Raw genomic sequence first — 15,655 nt, forward strand, 5'->3', positions numbered from 1 at the left:
TTAGAGTTAGTGTAACTATCTATGTAAAGTTTTGTATCAGTATTCAACATTTCTGCGCCCAGTGCTACTAGCCTTCAACTTCGGATAAGCAATCCGTTTGTGATGAAATTGCTGCCAAACATCCACAAATATCTGGGCAATTTGTGACATCTCTTCCCGTTTTAGTCCTGAATCTACAAGTTGATTGTCTTGCCATTTGGCACGTAGAATATTATTCAGCATTGCTAAAGCTTGTTCGCTGGAGACATCTTTGAGCGATCGCTTCTCTCCCACAGATTTAGCCGATGCTTGCAGCGATCGCAGCGCCGCTTCACAAGAATCTGCTAACATGACAATTCCGGTTTCCCGTGACTGGGGAATTGGCCCATCGTAGCGAAAATCTGCGTCGTCTACAGTTAAACTTGGATCTGACTGAGCCATTTGCTGGGCTTGGTGATGGAAATAAGCAATCAGCATCGTTCCCTGATGCTCTGGAATAAAAGCTTGAATTGCCGTAGGTAAAAGGTGTTTACGCGCCATTACCAACCCTTCCGTTACGTGCTTTTTGATAATTTCTGCACTCTTCCAAGGATCTTTAATCTCAGTATCGTGTTTATTCGGCCCTCCCATTTGATTTTCAATAAAGCCAAGAGGGTCGTGCATTTTGCCAATATCGTGATATAATGTTCCAGCCCTGACTAGTTCAACATTGCATCCTAATTCTTTAGCAGCAGCTTCAGCAAGAGTAGCCACAAGTAAGGTATGTTGAAAGGTTCCAGGAGTTTCAGTAGCAAGTCGTTTTAATAAAGGGCGGTTAGGGTTTGCCAATTCTGCTAGGCGAATTGGGGTAACTAAATCAAACACTTTTTCTAGATAAGGACTTAAGCCTAAAGCTACAATACTCCAGCCTAAACCGGATAAAGCAAATAATCCCGCTTCTTGGAAGACAATATACCAGGTTGAACCAAATATTTGACCAATTAAAATTTTAACAAGAAGGTAAATGCCGCCTTGAGTTAAGGCGATCGCAACGCCTAATAATGCTAACTCTTCACGCGATCGCAATCGTTGGGCAATGTAACTACCTAATATTCCTCCCCCCACACCAGCTAAAAGCGCAGCCTTGCTCATATCCAAGCTAATGCCTAATATCGGCCACAGCAGCCCGACAACTGTCAACCCCAAAGTGGGGCCGTAAAAGCTTCCCAACAATAAACCAAGGGCGCTCCAAGTGGTATAGGGCAATCCGATGACGATTACTCCTGGCACACTTAGAGTTAGCAGTAACACCAACAGGCGATCGCGTTGTCGCAATTCGTAATCAATATGGCGTTCTACCCAGACAAAAATGCCAATAGCGATCGCAATCACGCCTCCTAACTTCACCAATTCCTGCCACTTAACCTCCCGGCGAATCAGGCGATAATGCTCCAGCACCTCAAAGTTCCATGCAGTAATCTGCGCTCCTTTTTTGACAATTACCTCACCCTGCCGTACCTTCACCATCACGGGTGATACACCAGCCGCCGCCTTTTGAGCATTTTGTCTGGTTTGTTCTTCATCTTTTTGCAGATTCGGCTTGAGTACAGCTAACAACAGATTTTTTGCCAAAGTTTCAGCGGATTCTGGTACAAAGGTCTGTAATTGTAAACTCACCGCATCTTGCAAGATATTTTTTGGCAGTCCTTGTGGGATGCCTTGGGTGAGAATCCGCTCTATACTTTCATGGATTCCCATTTGGGTTTTTTCCCATTCCACATCTGATAAATCCAAAAGTAGAGATTCTTCATATACTGCTTCGGGGCTAACAGTCTCTAACTTTAAAAGTTTGGCAGTGGCTTGGATATATCTTTGACGTGTTTGGGAAATTTCGGCAATCACTAAGGACAAGCTTTTCTCAGAAGTTGTGAGGCGGTAAGATTCTAGTTCTGCTACAGCTTGAGTAAAATCAGTGTTTTGAGAAAAATCTACTGGCTCTGTCTTCTCTAGATTCTGAGTATCAGATTTGGATGTGATGTGCGGCTGGCGTTTTTGATTGGGTGCAGCGATGGATGATGGACGGGATGAAGCGGTGGTTTGTCCAATTCCCTTCTGTTGCTGATTTTTAGTATTTTCTACAGCCGATAGCAATGCTTGCCATTCCAACTCAGAACAAGAGCGGAGGTAACGTTGGGTAGAGATGGATAAAACTACAGGATCAAAAAAAGGAAAAGCTCCAGCAACAGCACGAATTTCGTTGCCATCATCTAGAAGTTGTTGCAAATTTTCGTTGATTGTTTCGTTGATTCGCGCATCAAGCATTAACACCTGTAAGGAGCTTTTACTGACGGCTTTGCGCTCGGCTTCAGTTTTTTTCTGATCTTCAATGCTAGCTGTGTAAGGTGCTGTAATCGTTTGGGGCGCGGGATGTCCTACTTGGATTTGAGTCTGATTGTATAATTTATGCCCAATAATACCAGTAAGGGACATTACAGCGATCGCCAAAATCACCGAGTAACGCTGTTTATATGCCCAATCTAAAGCAACTGCATAAATACTACTCTTAATTTTGACCGATTTTGCCTTTGACCTTAGCGCTCTTTCTTGTTTTCGGCGTTCGCTTTTCTCATTGGTTTTTGATAAAAACAGGAATACATTCTTGAGCATAGTCCTTAGAAGTTCCCTTCTATGGGTTTTACCTTTGGGACTTCTCATTAACTTTCCCTTACGGCGTAGTGTTTTGTACTGTCGCCGCCAGTGAGTCAATTGCTGGTTCAAGAACTGCAAAAATTTATGCATTTTCATTATCTCTGCCTGCAATTGCCAACTTTGATAGTTCAAAAAAGACAATCATCAGGAAAGTTTGATCTGCGGCGGCTGCAAGTCGGTTGATTTGCCACAATAGCTAGCTACAGAATCAGTCCAAGGGTTTACTGCAAAAATTCTAGTATATGAGACTAATACACTTTGGCGGAAGTTTGCCTACCTTTAACCCCTTATCTGGTTAATTTGAGATTAACGCGACCGAATAACGCGAGGAGCTGCGTAAACTGAAAGCGGAGCTAACTCACATTCCTCTTCTGTTAACTCTTTTGGGTTTAAGGTAAGATTATACACTCCTGACCATACTCCCACAAATGCATCGGTCAATTCTAACATTTGGGAAAAGCTAGTTAGTCCCCATACTGGAGAATTGCTCTGCAAGAGCAGAACTTGCCAATTTACGGGAATTCCGCCTGTCCCGTTATATGCTCCTGACAAAGCACCAGTAATTGCACCTGTAGCCTGTGAGCCTAGAAACGTAGCATCTTGCACTTGAGAATTGTCATTGTGAGTAGCCTGCAAAACTGTCAGGCGAAAGTCTTCTAAGGTACTTAAAAAGCAGTAGAATGCCATAGCAATAATGTTACTGAGCTTTTCTTCCTTAGCAAACTCAGCTTGTGCCGTTGATAATCCAGCCCCTTGCTCTAATAAATTCTGGATTCTTAATAATTTTTTTGGTATTGATGTCGGTGTTTCTCCGATAAAAGAAATTGTTTGGGGGATAAGAGTTAGAGGGTCAAGTTTTTCATTTAGGGCAAGAGCGATCGCATACCCTACTGCTAGTGTTCCATCCCTGACTACTGGATCATCCTCCCAGATTTTCAGCACACGCAGCAAGTTTTGTCGGAGCTTAATTGGATTTTCGTGAAAAAAAAGTGCTATTGGTAATGTGGCAATAATTATTTTTATCGATATGTCATCAGTTGCGGTTGAATGAGCAGATTCTTCTTGCTGACGCTCTATCCAATCATCTAAATCTAATCTACCCAAGGCAATTAAACTCTGGATACCCAGAACCGCCATTCTGCCTAAATCTAGGTAACTCTCAAACTGTACTTTACCACCAGAAGCTAAACTTCCCCCCAGCAATGCTCCGAGTAAAGTTCCTTTAAACCGACTTATAGGAGAGTAACGCATAAATTATGTAGTTAAAAGTGAGGAGTTAATGAAATATTACTAATTCCTAACTTTACTACCAACTACCAATTCCTAACTTCTAACTCCTAACTCTTAAATGATCTATCAAAGCTTGTAAGCCCAATAAGTAACTTTGAACACCAAAACCACTTATTTGCCCGATCGCAACTGGGGCGATATAGGAATAATGGCGAAATTCTTCTCGGCGGTAAATGTTACTCAGATGTACTTCCACTGTGGGCAAATTAACAGCAGCGATCGCATCTCGCAAGGCCACACTTGTGTGGGTGTACGCTCCTGCATTAATCAGAATTCCCTGATGTTGCCCTAACGCGCCATGAATACTATCTACCAAAATCCCTTCATGATTTGACTGCAAAGGAAAAACTTTCGCCTGTAATTTGAATGCTTCTGCTTCTAACAGGCGGTTAATTTCAGCTAGTGTCAACAAACCATAAATTCCTGGTTCTCGCTGTCCTAGTAAATTTAAGTTTGGCCCATGCAGTGCCAGAATACTTAAGGGTTGCAACGTCGAATTTGCCACTTTGGGGTTAGTGGCGACGGCGCGAGCGATCGTTCACAGGAATCGGAATCAGTTCCGGTTCCGGTTCAGCCTCTGGCCCTAATAGGCTTTCAATTAGCCTACGAGCTAATTCCTTAAGCTTTTCCAGCACCTTTTCTATATAGTCCATGAACTGACCGCTCCTGAGATACTACCTCAATTTTTGATTAACAGGTACGCAGAAAATAACATACTTTCGCACTTCTGCTTCCACTCCGGCTGATACACAATCCCGTATTTGGGATATAAGCCACTTCTAAAATTTAGCGTTGTGTTTTCCCTTACTTTTTAGAGTATCACATTTGAATCTACAGAACTGTATCCTATCAAGGATGGATATCAAGGGTCAAGAGTTAAAAATCGGACTTTAGATAGACTATTGAGTACGAATTTTAGATTTTAGATTTAGAGAATTTTGGGATTCATGCCTTGCCCGTTATCGGCGAAATAAATCTCAAAGACGCTACGCACAGTCGCTAACGCTACCGCTAGCGTAAATCTAAAATCCAAAATTGTTTGACTTGCCACTAGCCTTCTGTGCCCTTTTTCTTTGCCGCGGTCGTTGAGGATTTAGCTGTTGACTTAGATTTGGAAGCCGTTGATTTACTCGTTTTGCGAGTCGATTTCCCAGTCGATGCCTTAGCTGCCAACAAGTTCAGCGCTGTCGCCAGAGTTACATCTTCTACCGTTTGACCTTCTGGGATACTTACATTAGTTTTGCCATGCTTGATGTAAGGGCCATAGGGGCCATCGTAGATGTTAATTGTTTCTCCGTCCTCTGGATGCGTACCCAATTCGCGTAAGGCTGCTTTGGACTTGCTGTTGGTAGAACTGCGCCCTTTTTTTGGTTCGGATAACAGTTCCAATGCACGTTCTAGGCTAATTGCCAATACATTATCAGCAGCTTTTAGGGAGCGGTAGTCTTTCCCCTCCTTACCCTGGTCATGAACCACATAAGGGCCAAAGCGTCCTAAACTTGCTTGAATTTTGCCGCCAGTAACTGGATGAACTCCTAATGTCCGGGGTAGTGCCAACAGACCAACAGCCATCTCCAGGGTAACGGTTTCTGGGGTGACACCTTTGAGTAGGGAGGCTTGTTTCGGTTTGGGGTTTTCGTCGGTTTTGTCACCCAATTGGACATAAGGCCCGTAAGCACCAATTTTTACATAAATTGGTTCGCCAGTTTCGGGATGGCGACCTACCTGGTCAGGTCCTGTGATTTTTTGCCGCAGCAATACTTCTACCTGTTTGGGGTCGAGGTCAGCTGGTGTCAGGTCTTTGGGAATTGAAGCGGTGATAACTCCTTCACCATTTTCGACTTCAATATAAGGGCCATATTTCCCAATGCGGACTTTGGCATCTAAATTTTCAAGTTCTACAGTCCTCGCTTTGGTGGCATCAATCTGACTTTCCCGTTCTTTTACCAGGGTTTCTAGCCCTTTTTCTCCCAGATAAAATTGTTGCAAATAGGGCAGCCATTTCGCTTCACCTGTGGCAATGTCATCGAGGGTTTGCTCCATTTTCGAGGTGAAACTAGGATCAACAATGTCTGGGAAATGTTTTTCCAGCAAGTCGGTGACGGCAAAAGCGGTGAAGGTGGGAATGAGAGCATTAGTCACCAAATGGGCATAACCCTTATCGATGATTGTGCCAATAATGCTGGCGTAGGTACTGGGACGACCGATACCTTCGCTTTCTAAGGTTTTCACCAAAGAAGCTTCGGTGTATCTAGCTGGCGGTTGAGTTTCGTGCCCAACGGCTTCTAGCTCTGTACAATTTGGACGATCTCCCACTTTCAGATTCGGCAAAATTACTTCCTGGTCTTCCAGTGCTGCTTCCGGGTCGTCTGAGCCTTCGACGTAGGCACGTAAGTATCCAGGAAATTCAATCCGTTTGCCAGAAGAACGGAATCCAGCATCCTCGACTTGCAATTGCACAGTAATTTGAGTTTGCCGGGAATCAGCCATTTGACAAGCAACAGTCCGCTTCCAAATCAAATCGTAAACGGCAAGTTCCCGACCGCCCAAAGCAGTTTCTTGGGGAGTGCGGAAGGTGCTACCCGCTGGACGAATTGCTTCGTGGGCTTCTTGTGCGCCTTTGGATTTGGTAGTGTATTGCCGGGGTTGAGGACTGAGGTATTGTTGACCGTAAAGCTTTTCTACACAACTACGAGCAGCTGCGATCGCTTGATCTGACAAATGTACCGAATCTGTCCGCATATAGGTAATATACCCTTGCTCGTACAAATTCTGGGCAACCCGCATTGTGTCACGAGCTGAGAGGCGCAGTTTCCGGTTAGATTCTTGCTGCAACGTCGAGGTGGTGAACGGTGGCGACGGTTTGCGCGTCACTGGGCGTTCCTCAATGTCGTTAACATTCCAGGTTTTCCCAGTTAGGCGTTCCTTGAGTGCTACCGCTTGTTCTTCGTTGAGCAACAAGACATTGCGACCTGCGGTAATTTGTCCGGTCGTTGCGTCAAAATCGCTCCCGTTAGCGATTTTGGTTCCTCCTAATGTTACCAACTGGGCAGCAAAGGGGGTTTTTTCCTTTGACAAACTAGCTTTCAAATCCCAGTACGTACCCTCATGGAAAGCGCGGCGTTGGCGTTCCCTAGTGACTAAAAGTCGCACGGCTACAGATTGCACTCGCCCAGCAGATAATCCCCAGGCGATTTTTTTCCATAGCAGGGGAGACAGGGTATAGCCGACAAGCCGATCTAAAATCCGCCGGGTTTCTTGAGCGCGAACCAACTGCTCATCAATATTGCGGCAATTTTTCAGAGCTTTTTTGATCGCCTCTTGGGTAATTTCGTGAAACACCATCCGCTTAGTCGGAACTTTCGGCTTCAGCAATTGGTATAAATGCCAACTAATGCTTTCACCTTCCCGGTCTTCGTCCGTTGCCAGAATCAGTTCATCTACATCCTTGAGGGCATCTTTGAGCTGGGTAACAATTTTCTTTTTGTCTTTCGGGACAACATATACCGGTTCAAAGTCGGCGTCCACATTTACCCCTAGCTGCGCCCATGATTCCCCTTTGACGGCAGCGGGAATTTCACTAGCCGACTGAGGAAGGTCACGCACATGACCCATAGACGCCTCCACCCGATAGCCTGCTGGCAGGTAGTTGCGAATGGTACGAGCTTTGGTTGGAGATTCGACGATGACGAGAGTTGACATGGAAATTTCAATAAAAAGAAGAGCTACTAAGCTAAACAGTCAAATTGAGGTAACTTTTGCAAATTGTCAAGATAAAAGGTCACGCTTAGGGCGGTGATTTAATCCTCACATAAACTGCCTGCTTGGGAGAAAATCCGCTGAACTTAATGCCCAGTCTGTCCCAGAGGATAAATGAGGGTACGCTGGCTCTGAATTTCCAGCTATTTCAATCTTTAACTTATCTAACGCATAATTGGCGACTACAGTTTTCAAAATATCTCAATTGGGTATGGGGCATTGGGCATTGGGTATGGGGCATTGGGTATGGGGCATGGGGCATTGGGCATGGAAGATGAGAAAGCAAGGAACAGGGAGACAAGGGGACAAGGTGACTAACAAGTCTTTCTCCTTGTCCTCTTCACAATGCCCAATCCCCTATGCCCTATGCCCAATTCCCAATGCCCCACTTGAATAGAGCTTGTGCCAAAATTAAATCAAACTTGAGAGCAAAAGCGAAGTGGGATTTGTACCCATGTCAGGAAAGCAAAACCATGAAACCAATTCGTCAGGGTGATGTTATCTTACTACCTGTGCAGCAGGTTGAAGGACAAAAAATACCTCACTTAACTTTGGCAGAAGGCGAAGTTACGGGGCATAAGCATCGCATTACTGAGGGAAACGCCGAATTATACGAGAAAGATAGCACACTTTATTTACGTGTGTTTTCAGAGTCGGCATTGCTAGCTCATGAGGAGCATAAAGCTATTTCTATTCCCCAAGGTGACTGGATGGTGAAAATTCAACGGGAATACGAGCCTGAAGGTTGGCGATATGTCGCTGATTGAAAAGTTAACGCCTGAGCAAGAGGCTTTGATTCCAGTTTATCGGGAGAAGTGGAGAGCGATCGCGCTTTCAACTGAGCGAATTGATTGTGAAAAAGCTGCGAAAGCGGTCAAAGCTACTTATGTTTTGATTGGTATGGAAGAACCTGAGATAGTTTTTTATGATAGCCCGAATGCTGCTTTGATAACTACTTTAAGCAAATTATCACAAGAACTTGATAGGAGTTGGGTTGGCAGTAGTTGGGATGGTTCGGATCTGTGGGGGGAATTATGTATTTATGAACTACCGCCTGCAAACGTATGTAACGACCTAGAGGATGAATTATATAAACAAATTGATCGCGAACTTGATTCTCTACTGAGGTTTGAATTAAAAACAAAACTAGAGAATAGTTTGAATAATTGTAACCATTGCTGGGAATTATGGAGCGAATTAGACAGACAATTGGAAAGTCAATTACAAGTTGAAGTGGAAAATGCCAAGGAGGACTGCATTCACTATGAAATATTAGCTTGCTGTGCAAGTCTCAAGGATTTTTGTATTTCGGTTTTGAATTGTGTGTACGATCAAGTAAGATGGAATTCCTTTGAGTCAGTAGTCAAAGAGTGCGGCTGGATTTTCGCAGGTAAAAATACTTGTATAGTATGCGATCGCCCCACAAAATTATCTTTTGACAATCAAAATCGCCTCCACGCTGAAGGCGAACCCGCCATTGAATTTATTGATGGATATAGCCTCTACTCCTACCACGGTGTAACCTTGCCTGAAAAATACGGTAAAATTCATCCTGAGCAATGGCAATCTCAATGGCTTTTAACAGAAGAGAACGCCGAACTACGCCGAGTCTTAATTCAGGGTATCGGTTACGCCCGAATTTGCCAAGAATTGCAAGCTGTTGAATTAGATACTTGGCATGAATACACTCTATTAAAAATTGATGCTGATGTTGATGAAGAATCAATTCATTTACTAAAAATGACTTGCCCTAGCACAAGATTTATTCACGCCTTGCGAGTTGCACCGAATATGAACTCAGCGCGTGAAGCGATTCGCTGGGTAAATTGGGGAATAGATCCAGAAGAATTTGGCGTGCAAACATAATTACTTAAGGGACTTTCGCATTTAGAAATTTTTCAAGAATCGCTACCCAATTTCTTGATAAAATCTCCATGTTCAGCAGACTGCAAACCTGCTTGTAAAACCTTCAACACACCCTGCATATTACCTGCTAATAACTCCGTCGCCGCTAACCACAACCCTGGAAATACCCGACTTTGCAAAATGCCTTCATTGTCAGGTATTAATTCCAGATATTCACCCTGTTCAAGAGAAAACCAAGTCAATTTTTGGTCTAAAACTTGCCAAACTATATATTCTTTAACACCGTTGCGACGATAAGCTTGTTTTTTGCCATGAAGATCGATAGCTGCACTACTAGCAGCAATTTCCACAACTAACTCTGGCGCACCTTCAATATAATCATCTTCACTCAGCCGCGTTTGACCTCCTGCTTCCGGTACAATCAACAAAACAACATCGGGTTGGGGTTCGTTATCTAAGTCTAAGCGGACGGTAGGTTCAATTCCCAACGCTACACCAGGAGTTGCAGCTTCGTAAGTACCAAGGCATGTCAAAATCCAACCATGCGGTTGACCGTGACTTCGGAAACGCAGAGCAGCTGGCATAATATAGACAATCCCTTCGATTAATTCAGCTTTTTTCAGGTTAGGGGTGGCATTGTAGCGACGCTCAAATTCGTAGCGGGTGAGTTTGTCGCCATTTTCCAAAGGAGGAATTGTCCAAAGCTGGGAGGGTGTTTTCACCATAATTTTTGTACTGAAAATGAGCTTGTGTACATCCTAACGAATTAGGTAAAAACGCCGCAGACTAGGGAATGAGGACTTCTGACCTCTCTCCAAACCTCTCTCCTAAAAGGAGAGAGGCTTTGAATCTTACTCTTGCAGGGAAGGGGCTGGGGGTTAGGTCTAATTTACTGGAACATTAAGATTTTTTTACAAAACGAACAGAACTGTTGTTTAAATTGATAGCTGTATCCCAAGTAGTAAATAGGTTTCAGGCATATCTCCTCCCCTAAAACCCGCAACAAACCTTATTTTTTTTCAGCCAACAGGTTTGAGAAAATCAGAAACGATTTAATAATCAAGTACTTATTAAGTAAATGGGTTGAATTCAAAGATAATACCTCTCTCCAAACCTCTCCCCTTCGCTGCTAAGGGCACGTTGGGCGATGCCTACGGCGGTAAACTACGCACCGAAGGGGTTGGTGGTAAGCTCTATCTTATATTTTTTACGCCCACTTACTTAGTTATTTGAGTTTAAAAGGGAGACACAAACATGAAATTGGCTTACTGGATGTATGCTGGACCAGCCCACATCGGCACTCTGCGAATCGCTAGTTCTTTTAAAAATGTTCATGCGATTATGCACGCCCCCATTGGCGATGACTACTTTAACGTCATGCGCTCTATGCTATCGCGGGAGAGGGATTTTACCCCGGTGACAACCAGTGTCGTCGATCGCAACGTTTTGGCACGCGGCTCCCAAGAGAAGGTGGTAGATAACATCGTCCGCAAGGATGCCGAGGAACACCCAGATTTGATTGTGTTAACTCCCACCTGTACCTCCAGCATTTTGCAAGAGGATTTGCACAACTTTGTCGAACGGGCGCAGTTGGAAGCGAAAGGAGATGTCATGCTAGCGGATGTTAACCACTACCGCTACAACGAACTGCAAGCCGCCGATCGCACTTTGGATCAAATTGTCCAATACTACATTGAAAAAGCTCGGAAGCGGGGCGAATTGGCTGAGGGCAAAACAGCAAAGCCCTCGGTGAACATTATCGGTACTACCACCCTCGGTTTCCACAACAATCACGATTGCACCGAACTAAAACGGCTGATGTCCGACTTGGGAATTGAGGTAAATACCTTAATTCCTGAAGGTGCTTCGGTAAATGACTTGAAAAAGATGTCCCAAGCTTGGTTTAACCTGGTGCCTTACCGCGAACTCGGTTTGACTACAGCTCGTTACCTGGAAGAACAATTTGGCACACCTTATATAGACATTACTCCAATGGGTGTAGTGGAAACTGCCCGTTGTATTCGCAAGATTCAGCAGGTAATTAACGCTCAAGGTGCAGAAGTTGACTATGAAAACTTCATCAATGAGCAAACCCTCCATGTCTCTCAGGCTGCTTGGTTCTCCCGTTCGATTGACTGTCAAAACTTGACTGGTAAAAAAGCTGTGGTTTTTGGTGACAACACCCACGCCGCCGCCATTACCAAGATTCTGGCGCGAGAAATGGGGATTCATGTTGTTTGGGCTGGTACTTACTGTAAATATGATGCTGATTGGTTCCGCGAACAGGTGAGCGAGTATTGCGATGAAGTGCTAATTTCCGAAGATCATGGTGCAATTGGGGATGCGATCGCTCGTGTCGAACCCTCTGCCATTTTCGGTACGCAAATGGAACGCCATGTTGGTAAGCGCTTAGATATTCCTTGTGGCGTAATTGCTGCACCAATCCACGTCCAAAACTTCCCCATTGGTTACAAACCATTTATGGGTTACGAAGGCACGAATCAGATTACAGATTTGATCTACAATTCCTTCACTTTGGGAATGGAAGATCACCTATTAGAAATCTTCGGTGGTCATGATACCAAAGAAGTTATTACTAGAGGAATTTCTGCTGATTCTGATTTGAATTGGACAAAAGATGGTCAAGCAGAATTGAATAAGATTCCGGGATTTGTGCGCGGCAAAGTGAAGCGTAATACTGAGAAATTTGCCCGCGATCGCGGTTTCAAAGAAATCAACGCTGAGGTGTTGTACGCTGCGAAGGAAGCTGTCGGGGCTTAGTTCAGAGCTACACTAAGAAGAGTAGGTAGTGAGGGGTATGAGGGGTAAGGTCTACTTTCACTACTTTTCACTACTTGCTCTTTGTGCTGTTGACACTTGTGTACGCTAGTGTTACATTAAAGACGTGCGTTTGGACGCATTGTATCTCCTTCAGAAGTCAGAACTGCAAACAGAGTCTAGTCAAACTAGGTACTGTTCTATCCAAGCTACTGAATAGGAGATTACAATGAAAATAAGTGTACCGGCCTGTTTTATACCTGTGTTTGTGTGTACTTTAATGAACTACTACAATCCAGGGACTCCTAGCATTCCTTTACTACCCTGCCCAGGAAATATAGTTATTGAGTGGCAGGAAAAAGAGAAAAAAGGAAATCTGAAAAAGAAGTGAAACATTCTCAAAAAAGTGTACTAGGGATAAAAACAAAAGCTCGCACTAAATTAACCTAAACAAACTAAATTAACCTAAACAAACTAAATTAATCTAAACAAACTAAATTAATCTAAACAAACTAAATTAACCTAAACAAACTAAATTAACCTAAACAAACTAAATTAACCTAAACAAACTAAATTAACCTAAACAAACTAAATTAACCTAAACAAACTAAATTAACCTAAACAAACTAAATTAACCTAAACAAAAAAGCGAAATAAGCTACAAAAATTTAAACCCTAGTATACTTAAGCCCCCTTACTAAAGTGAGGAGGGCTTAATTTTGATCGACACAGGTAGAAAGCATAAGAGGTTTTATACTCTATAACATCAAGGTGAATATATGGCAGAAAAAATCAAACTCATGGCTGATTATGGATGCTATGCGCTATGGTGGGTAAGTGTTGAGAAAGTTGGGTATTGGCGAAGAAGCATGAAACCTAACCCCAAAAAATAAACTTTGAGATGCTGTATTTCATCCAGAATTTGGTTAATAACTACCTAAATTTGATGTCTATCTATTGTAAAAACTTAGTGCGATCGCTTGTATTTTTCTCGCAATTATAGCGAGTAATCATAACCGATCATACCAATAAATTTAATAATGTTAGTTCGGTTTTGTAATAAGACTGAAAAGCAAGAAGCTTTTCAGTCCGTGAGAATTTGTAGCACAACTGCGGTAACTGGAGCTTAATTTAGTTTTTGTTTTTGGATTTGTTCCCATTCCCCTTGAATACTTTGTAATGCCTTCAAGGTGCTATTTAAACGAGCTTTCTTTAACTCAGGAGTCTCGTTTTGGAATAAACTCGGAGAATTTATTACTTTATGTAGTTCAGATTGGGTGGAATGCAAGCGATCGCTCAAACAGCGTTCAAAGATTTCACTATCACCACTGCTCACATTTTCTACTAATTGGCGATATATATACTCTTGAGAACTGATTTTATCGTTGAGGGCGGTATTAACAATTTCCTCGATTAACTTGTGGTAGGAGTCAGATAAGGAATCAGATAGTACGGCTGGCGTAGGTTCTGCTGCTAGATTATTTGTTTCAGAAGTAGAGGGATCGGATATTTCTTCTTTAGTTGGCGTTACGACAGTTTCCTCACAAGTAGGGGATTCTTCTTTAGTGGGTGCTGGTAAAGTTTTCCGAGAATTTGTAGGTGAAGAATTTGCTTTAGAATTAGATAAGTAATAATCTGCTAAAGAGCCGCAGAGAAACTCTTCACGAAAGCGGTTTATTTTGGCACGTGACTGGATTTTGTGGTAACGACGTTTCTGATACCATAAACCAGAAATGAGTAAGCCTGCAATCGCTCCTATGCCAACTCCTGCCATAGCAACCTTGCCATCTTCTAAAGCTTGATTTTGTTGCCCAGATTCAACAGTTGGATTTGAAGATGCACTTTGAGCAATAGCATAGTCATTCGCTGAACTTAGCTGTACGCTAGTAGCGATCGCCGCAGCCGACAGTATAAGTCTAAATATTAACTTTGATTTCCACATAATTTTACAGGTTAAAAATATGTTGTCTATTTCTGGAGACTAACCGCCTCCCCAAGGAGTGAATAGTTAAGAATCAAACTAACTAGATATCTCTTTTACCAAGGAAGTTCCACTCCACCCATATAAAATAAGCTTTGTCAACAGTAGTTTCCAGAATATGTTCTTATTTTTTAACATTATTTGTGCGTTTAGGAATCTTGACAAAGCCATATATTAATACCATTTCTTAAAGTAGATATATTAGGTATTTCTTAAAATGGTTATGATTTATAGCGATCGCTGCTAGGCTCTACACTGGTATCGCATATTGCTGGGCATCAAGTCTATAATTACATTAAATTGCAGGTGCTACAGCAGAATTTGGCATAAATAGCACTAGTACCTCATAGTCCATTGTAGACATCGCCTCTTGGATTTGGAAGGTATGAGCCAATAAAATGTAAACTTTCAGAGACTTGCACCAAGTTTCTAACTGCCTTGCTCTTTAATTTATCTGTGTGTAGTTCTATTTATAGAATAGGTGCTTCCCCGAAAGCCCAACTTATGAGTTGCTTGTGGTGTAATGATTCCAGTCGATTGGGTATTAGGATCGGCACCAACAAAATAAGTACATCCCCGAAAGCTCAACTTATGGGTTACTGATGGTGTGGTTTCCCCATCTAATTTGGCGTTGAGGTCATGACGATAGCAAGCCCCACGGTAGATTAAGTGATAATCTGGTTCCGATTTGGGAATTGGCTGTTGTGTATATTGTGTTTCTCTGCTGCCTACTTTGCTTGTATAATATTCGGAGATTGTACTGACAAGAATAAGAATTAATAGTAGAAGTAAAATCTGCCAAGGAGCTAACATTAAACCCAAAATCAGGCTGATAGCTGCAAATACAGTCACTAAATGTGAGATTTCATTATTTCTATTTTTAAATAAAAAATAGCCAGTGATGAAACAAACACACGGAAAAATGAAAAAGTACAAAGCCATATTTCCTACATTCGCAACTAAAAGCAAAGGGTTTATAAAGCAGATTGAACTTATTTTAAAAGTTGTTGTTTATTTTACCTCCAATCAGCTTGAGAAGTTACCGTGCTACTGAGGTAAAAGTTTTACGTCAAGTTATCTGTATTAGCTGCGATCGCAAAGAAAAATTAATACTCAAGGCTATCTCAAACCTTTGGAGCAGTGAGCGTTTTTGTCTTTATTCATTCAGAGAGGTTACAGGCGTGGTACAGAGTGGATGCTCAGTGTAAAGGCTTTGCTGGAGTATATGAAGATATTACCTTATAGCGATGTTATACCGCGATCGCATTCCTTAACGCAGAAATTTACTGATAAATAAAAATTAAAAGCGAACAA

Annotated in this window: 11 protein-coding genes; 3 read left to right on the forward strand and 8 right to left on the reverse strand. The window is 42.6% G+C overall.

Annotation, left to right across the window (positions count from 1 at the left end; genetic code table 11):
* Positions 1-36: 36 nt before the first annotated feature.
* From HWQ42_RS21590 to topA, 5 genes are all read right to left on the reverse strand, one after another.
* Entirely contained in the window at positions 37-2,763 is a 2,727-nt protein-coding gene (locus HWQ42_RS21590) for an HD family phosphohydrolase (protein WP_292815998.1), read from the reverse strand.
* A 210-nt stretch (positions 2,764-2,973) separates the two neighbouring features.
* Positions 2,974-3,918 carry an ADP-ribosylglycohydrolase family protein gene (locus HWQ42_RS21595; RefSeq protein WP_292816000.1) on the reverse strand — a complete coding sequence of 315 codons (945 nt, stop codon included), beginning with the start codon at positions 3,916-3,918 and terminating at the stop codon, positions 2,974-2,976.
* Between the two features lie 79 nt (positions 3,919-3,997).
* Positions 3,998-4,447, reverse strand: coding sequence for a type II 3-dehydroquinate dehydratase (aroQ, locus tag HWQ42_RS21600; protein ID WP_292816116.1), 450 nt, complete (start codon positions 4,445-4,447; stop codon positions 3,998-4,000).
* A 22-nt stretch (positions 4,448-4,469) separates the two neighbouring features.
* Positions 4,470-4,610, reverse strand: a complete 141-nt coding sequence (locus HWQ42_RS21605) for a hypothetical protein (protein ID WP_012410890.1) — start codon at positions 4,608-4,610, stop codon at positions 4,470-4,472.
* 397 nt (positions 4,611-5,007) lie between these two features.
* Positions 5,008-7,659, reverse strand: coding sequence for a type I DNA topoisomerase (topA, locus tag HWQ42_RS21610; RefSeq protein ID WP_292816002.1), 2,652 nt, complete (start codon positions 7,657-7,659; stop codon positions 5,008-5,010).
* 530 nt (positions 7,660-8,189) lie between these two features.
* On the opposite strand from topA, the gene HWQ42_RS21615 reads away from it, so the two are divergent.
* A complete protein-coding gene (locus HWQ42_RS21615) occupies positions 8,190-8,483 on the forward strand; it encodes a hypothetical protein (protein WP_094350307.1) in 294 nt (97 codons plus the stop codon).
* The gene (locus HWQ42_RS21620; protein ID WP_292816004.1) at positions 8,470-9,582 is read left to right on the forward strand and encodes a DUF6745 domain-containing protein; all 1,113 of its coding nucleotides are present in this window, start codon (positions 8,470-8,472) and stop codon (positions 9,580-9,582) included. Before HWQ42_RS21615 ends, HWQ42_RS21620 begins: the two co-directional genes overlap by 14 nt.
* 32 nt (positions 9,583-9,614) lie before the next feature.
* On the opposite strand, the gene HWQ42_RS21625 is transcribed toward HWQ42_RS21620, so the two are convergent.
* Positions 9,615-10,307 carry a Uma2 family endonuclease gene (locus HWQ42_RS21625; RefSeq protein ID WP_292816006.1) on the reverse strand — a complete coding sequence of 231 codons (693 nt, stop codon included), beginning with the start codon at positions 10,305-10,307 and terminating at the stop codon, positions 9,615-9,617.
* A 529-nt stretch (positions 10,308-10,836) separates the two neighbouring features.
* Here HWQ42_RS21625 and bchB point away from each other — a divergent pair.
* On the forward strand, positions 10,837-12,363 hold the full coding sequence (gene bchB / locus HWQ42_RS21630; protein ID WP_292816008.1) for a ferredoxin:protochlorophyllide reductase (ATP-dependent) subunit B: 1,527 nt from the start codon (positions 10,837-10,839) through the stop codon (positions 12,361-12,363).
* 1,123 nt (positions 12,364-13,486) lie between these two features.
* Here bchB and HWQ42_RS21635 read toward each other — a convergent pair.
* Positions 13,487-14,302 (reverse strand): hypothetical protein, encoded by an 816-nt coding sequence (locus tag HWQ42_RS21635; RefSeq protein ID WP_292816010.1) that lies wholly within the window; start codon positions 14,300-14,302, stop codon positions 13,487-13,489.
* A gap of 489 nt (positions 14,303-14,791) precedes the next feature.
* On the reverse strand, positions 14,792-15,193 hold the full coding sequence (locus HWQ42_RS21640; protein WP_292816012.1) for a DUF4278 domain-containing protein: 402 nt from the start codon (positions 15,191-15,193) through the stop codon (positions 14,792-14,794).
* Between the last annotated feature and the right edge of the window lie 462 nt (positions 15,194-15,655).

This window comes from Nostoc sp. JL23 (assembly GCF_017115065.1).
Classification (GTDB): domain Bacteria; phylum Cyanobacteriota; class Cyanobacteriia; order Cyanobacteriales; family Nostocaceae; genus Nostoc; species Nostoc punctiforme_A.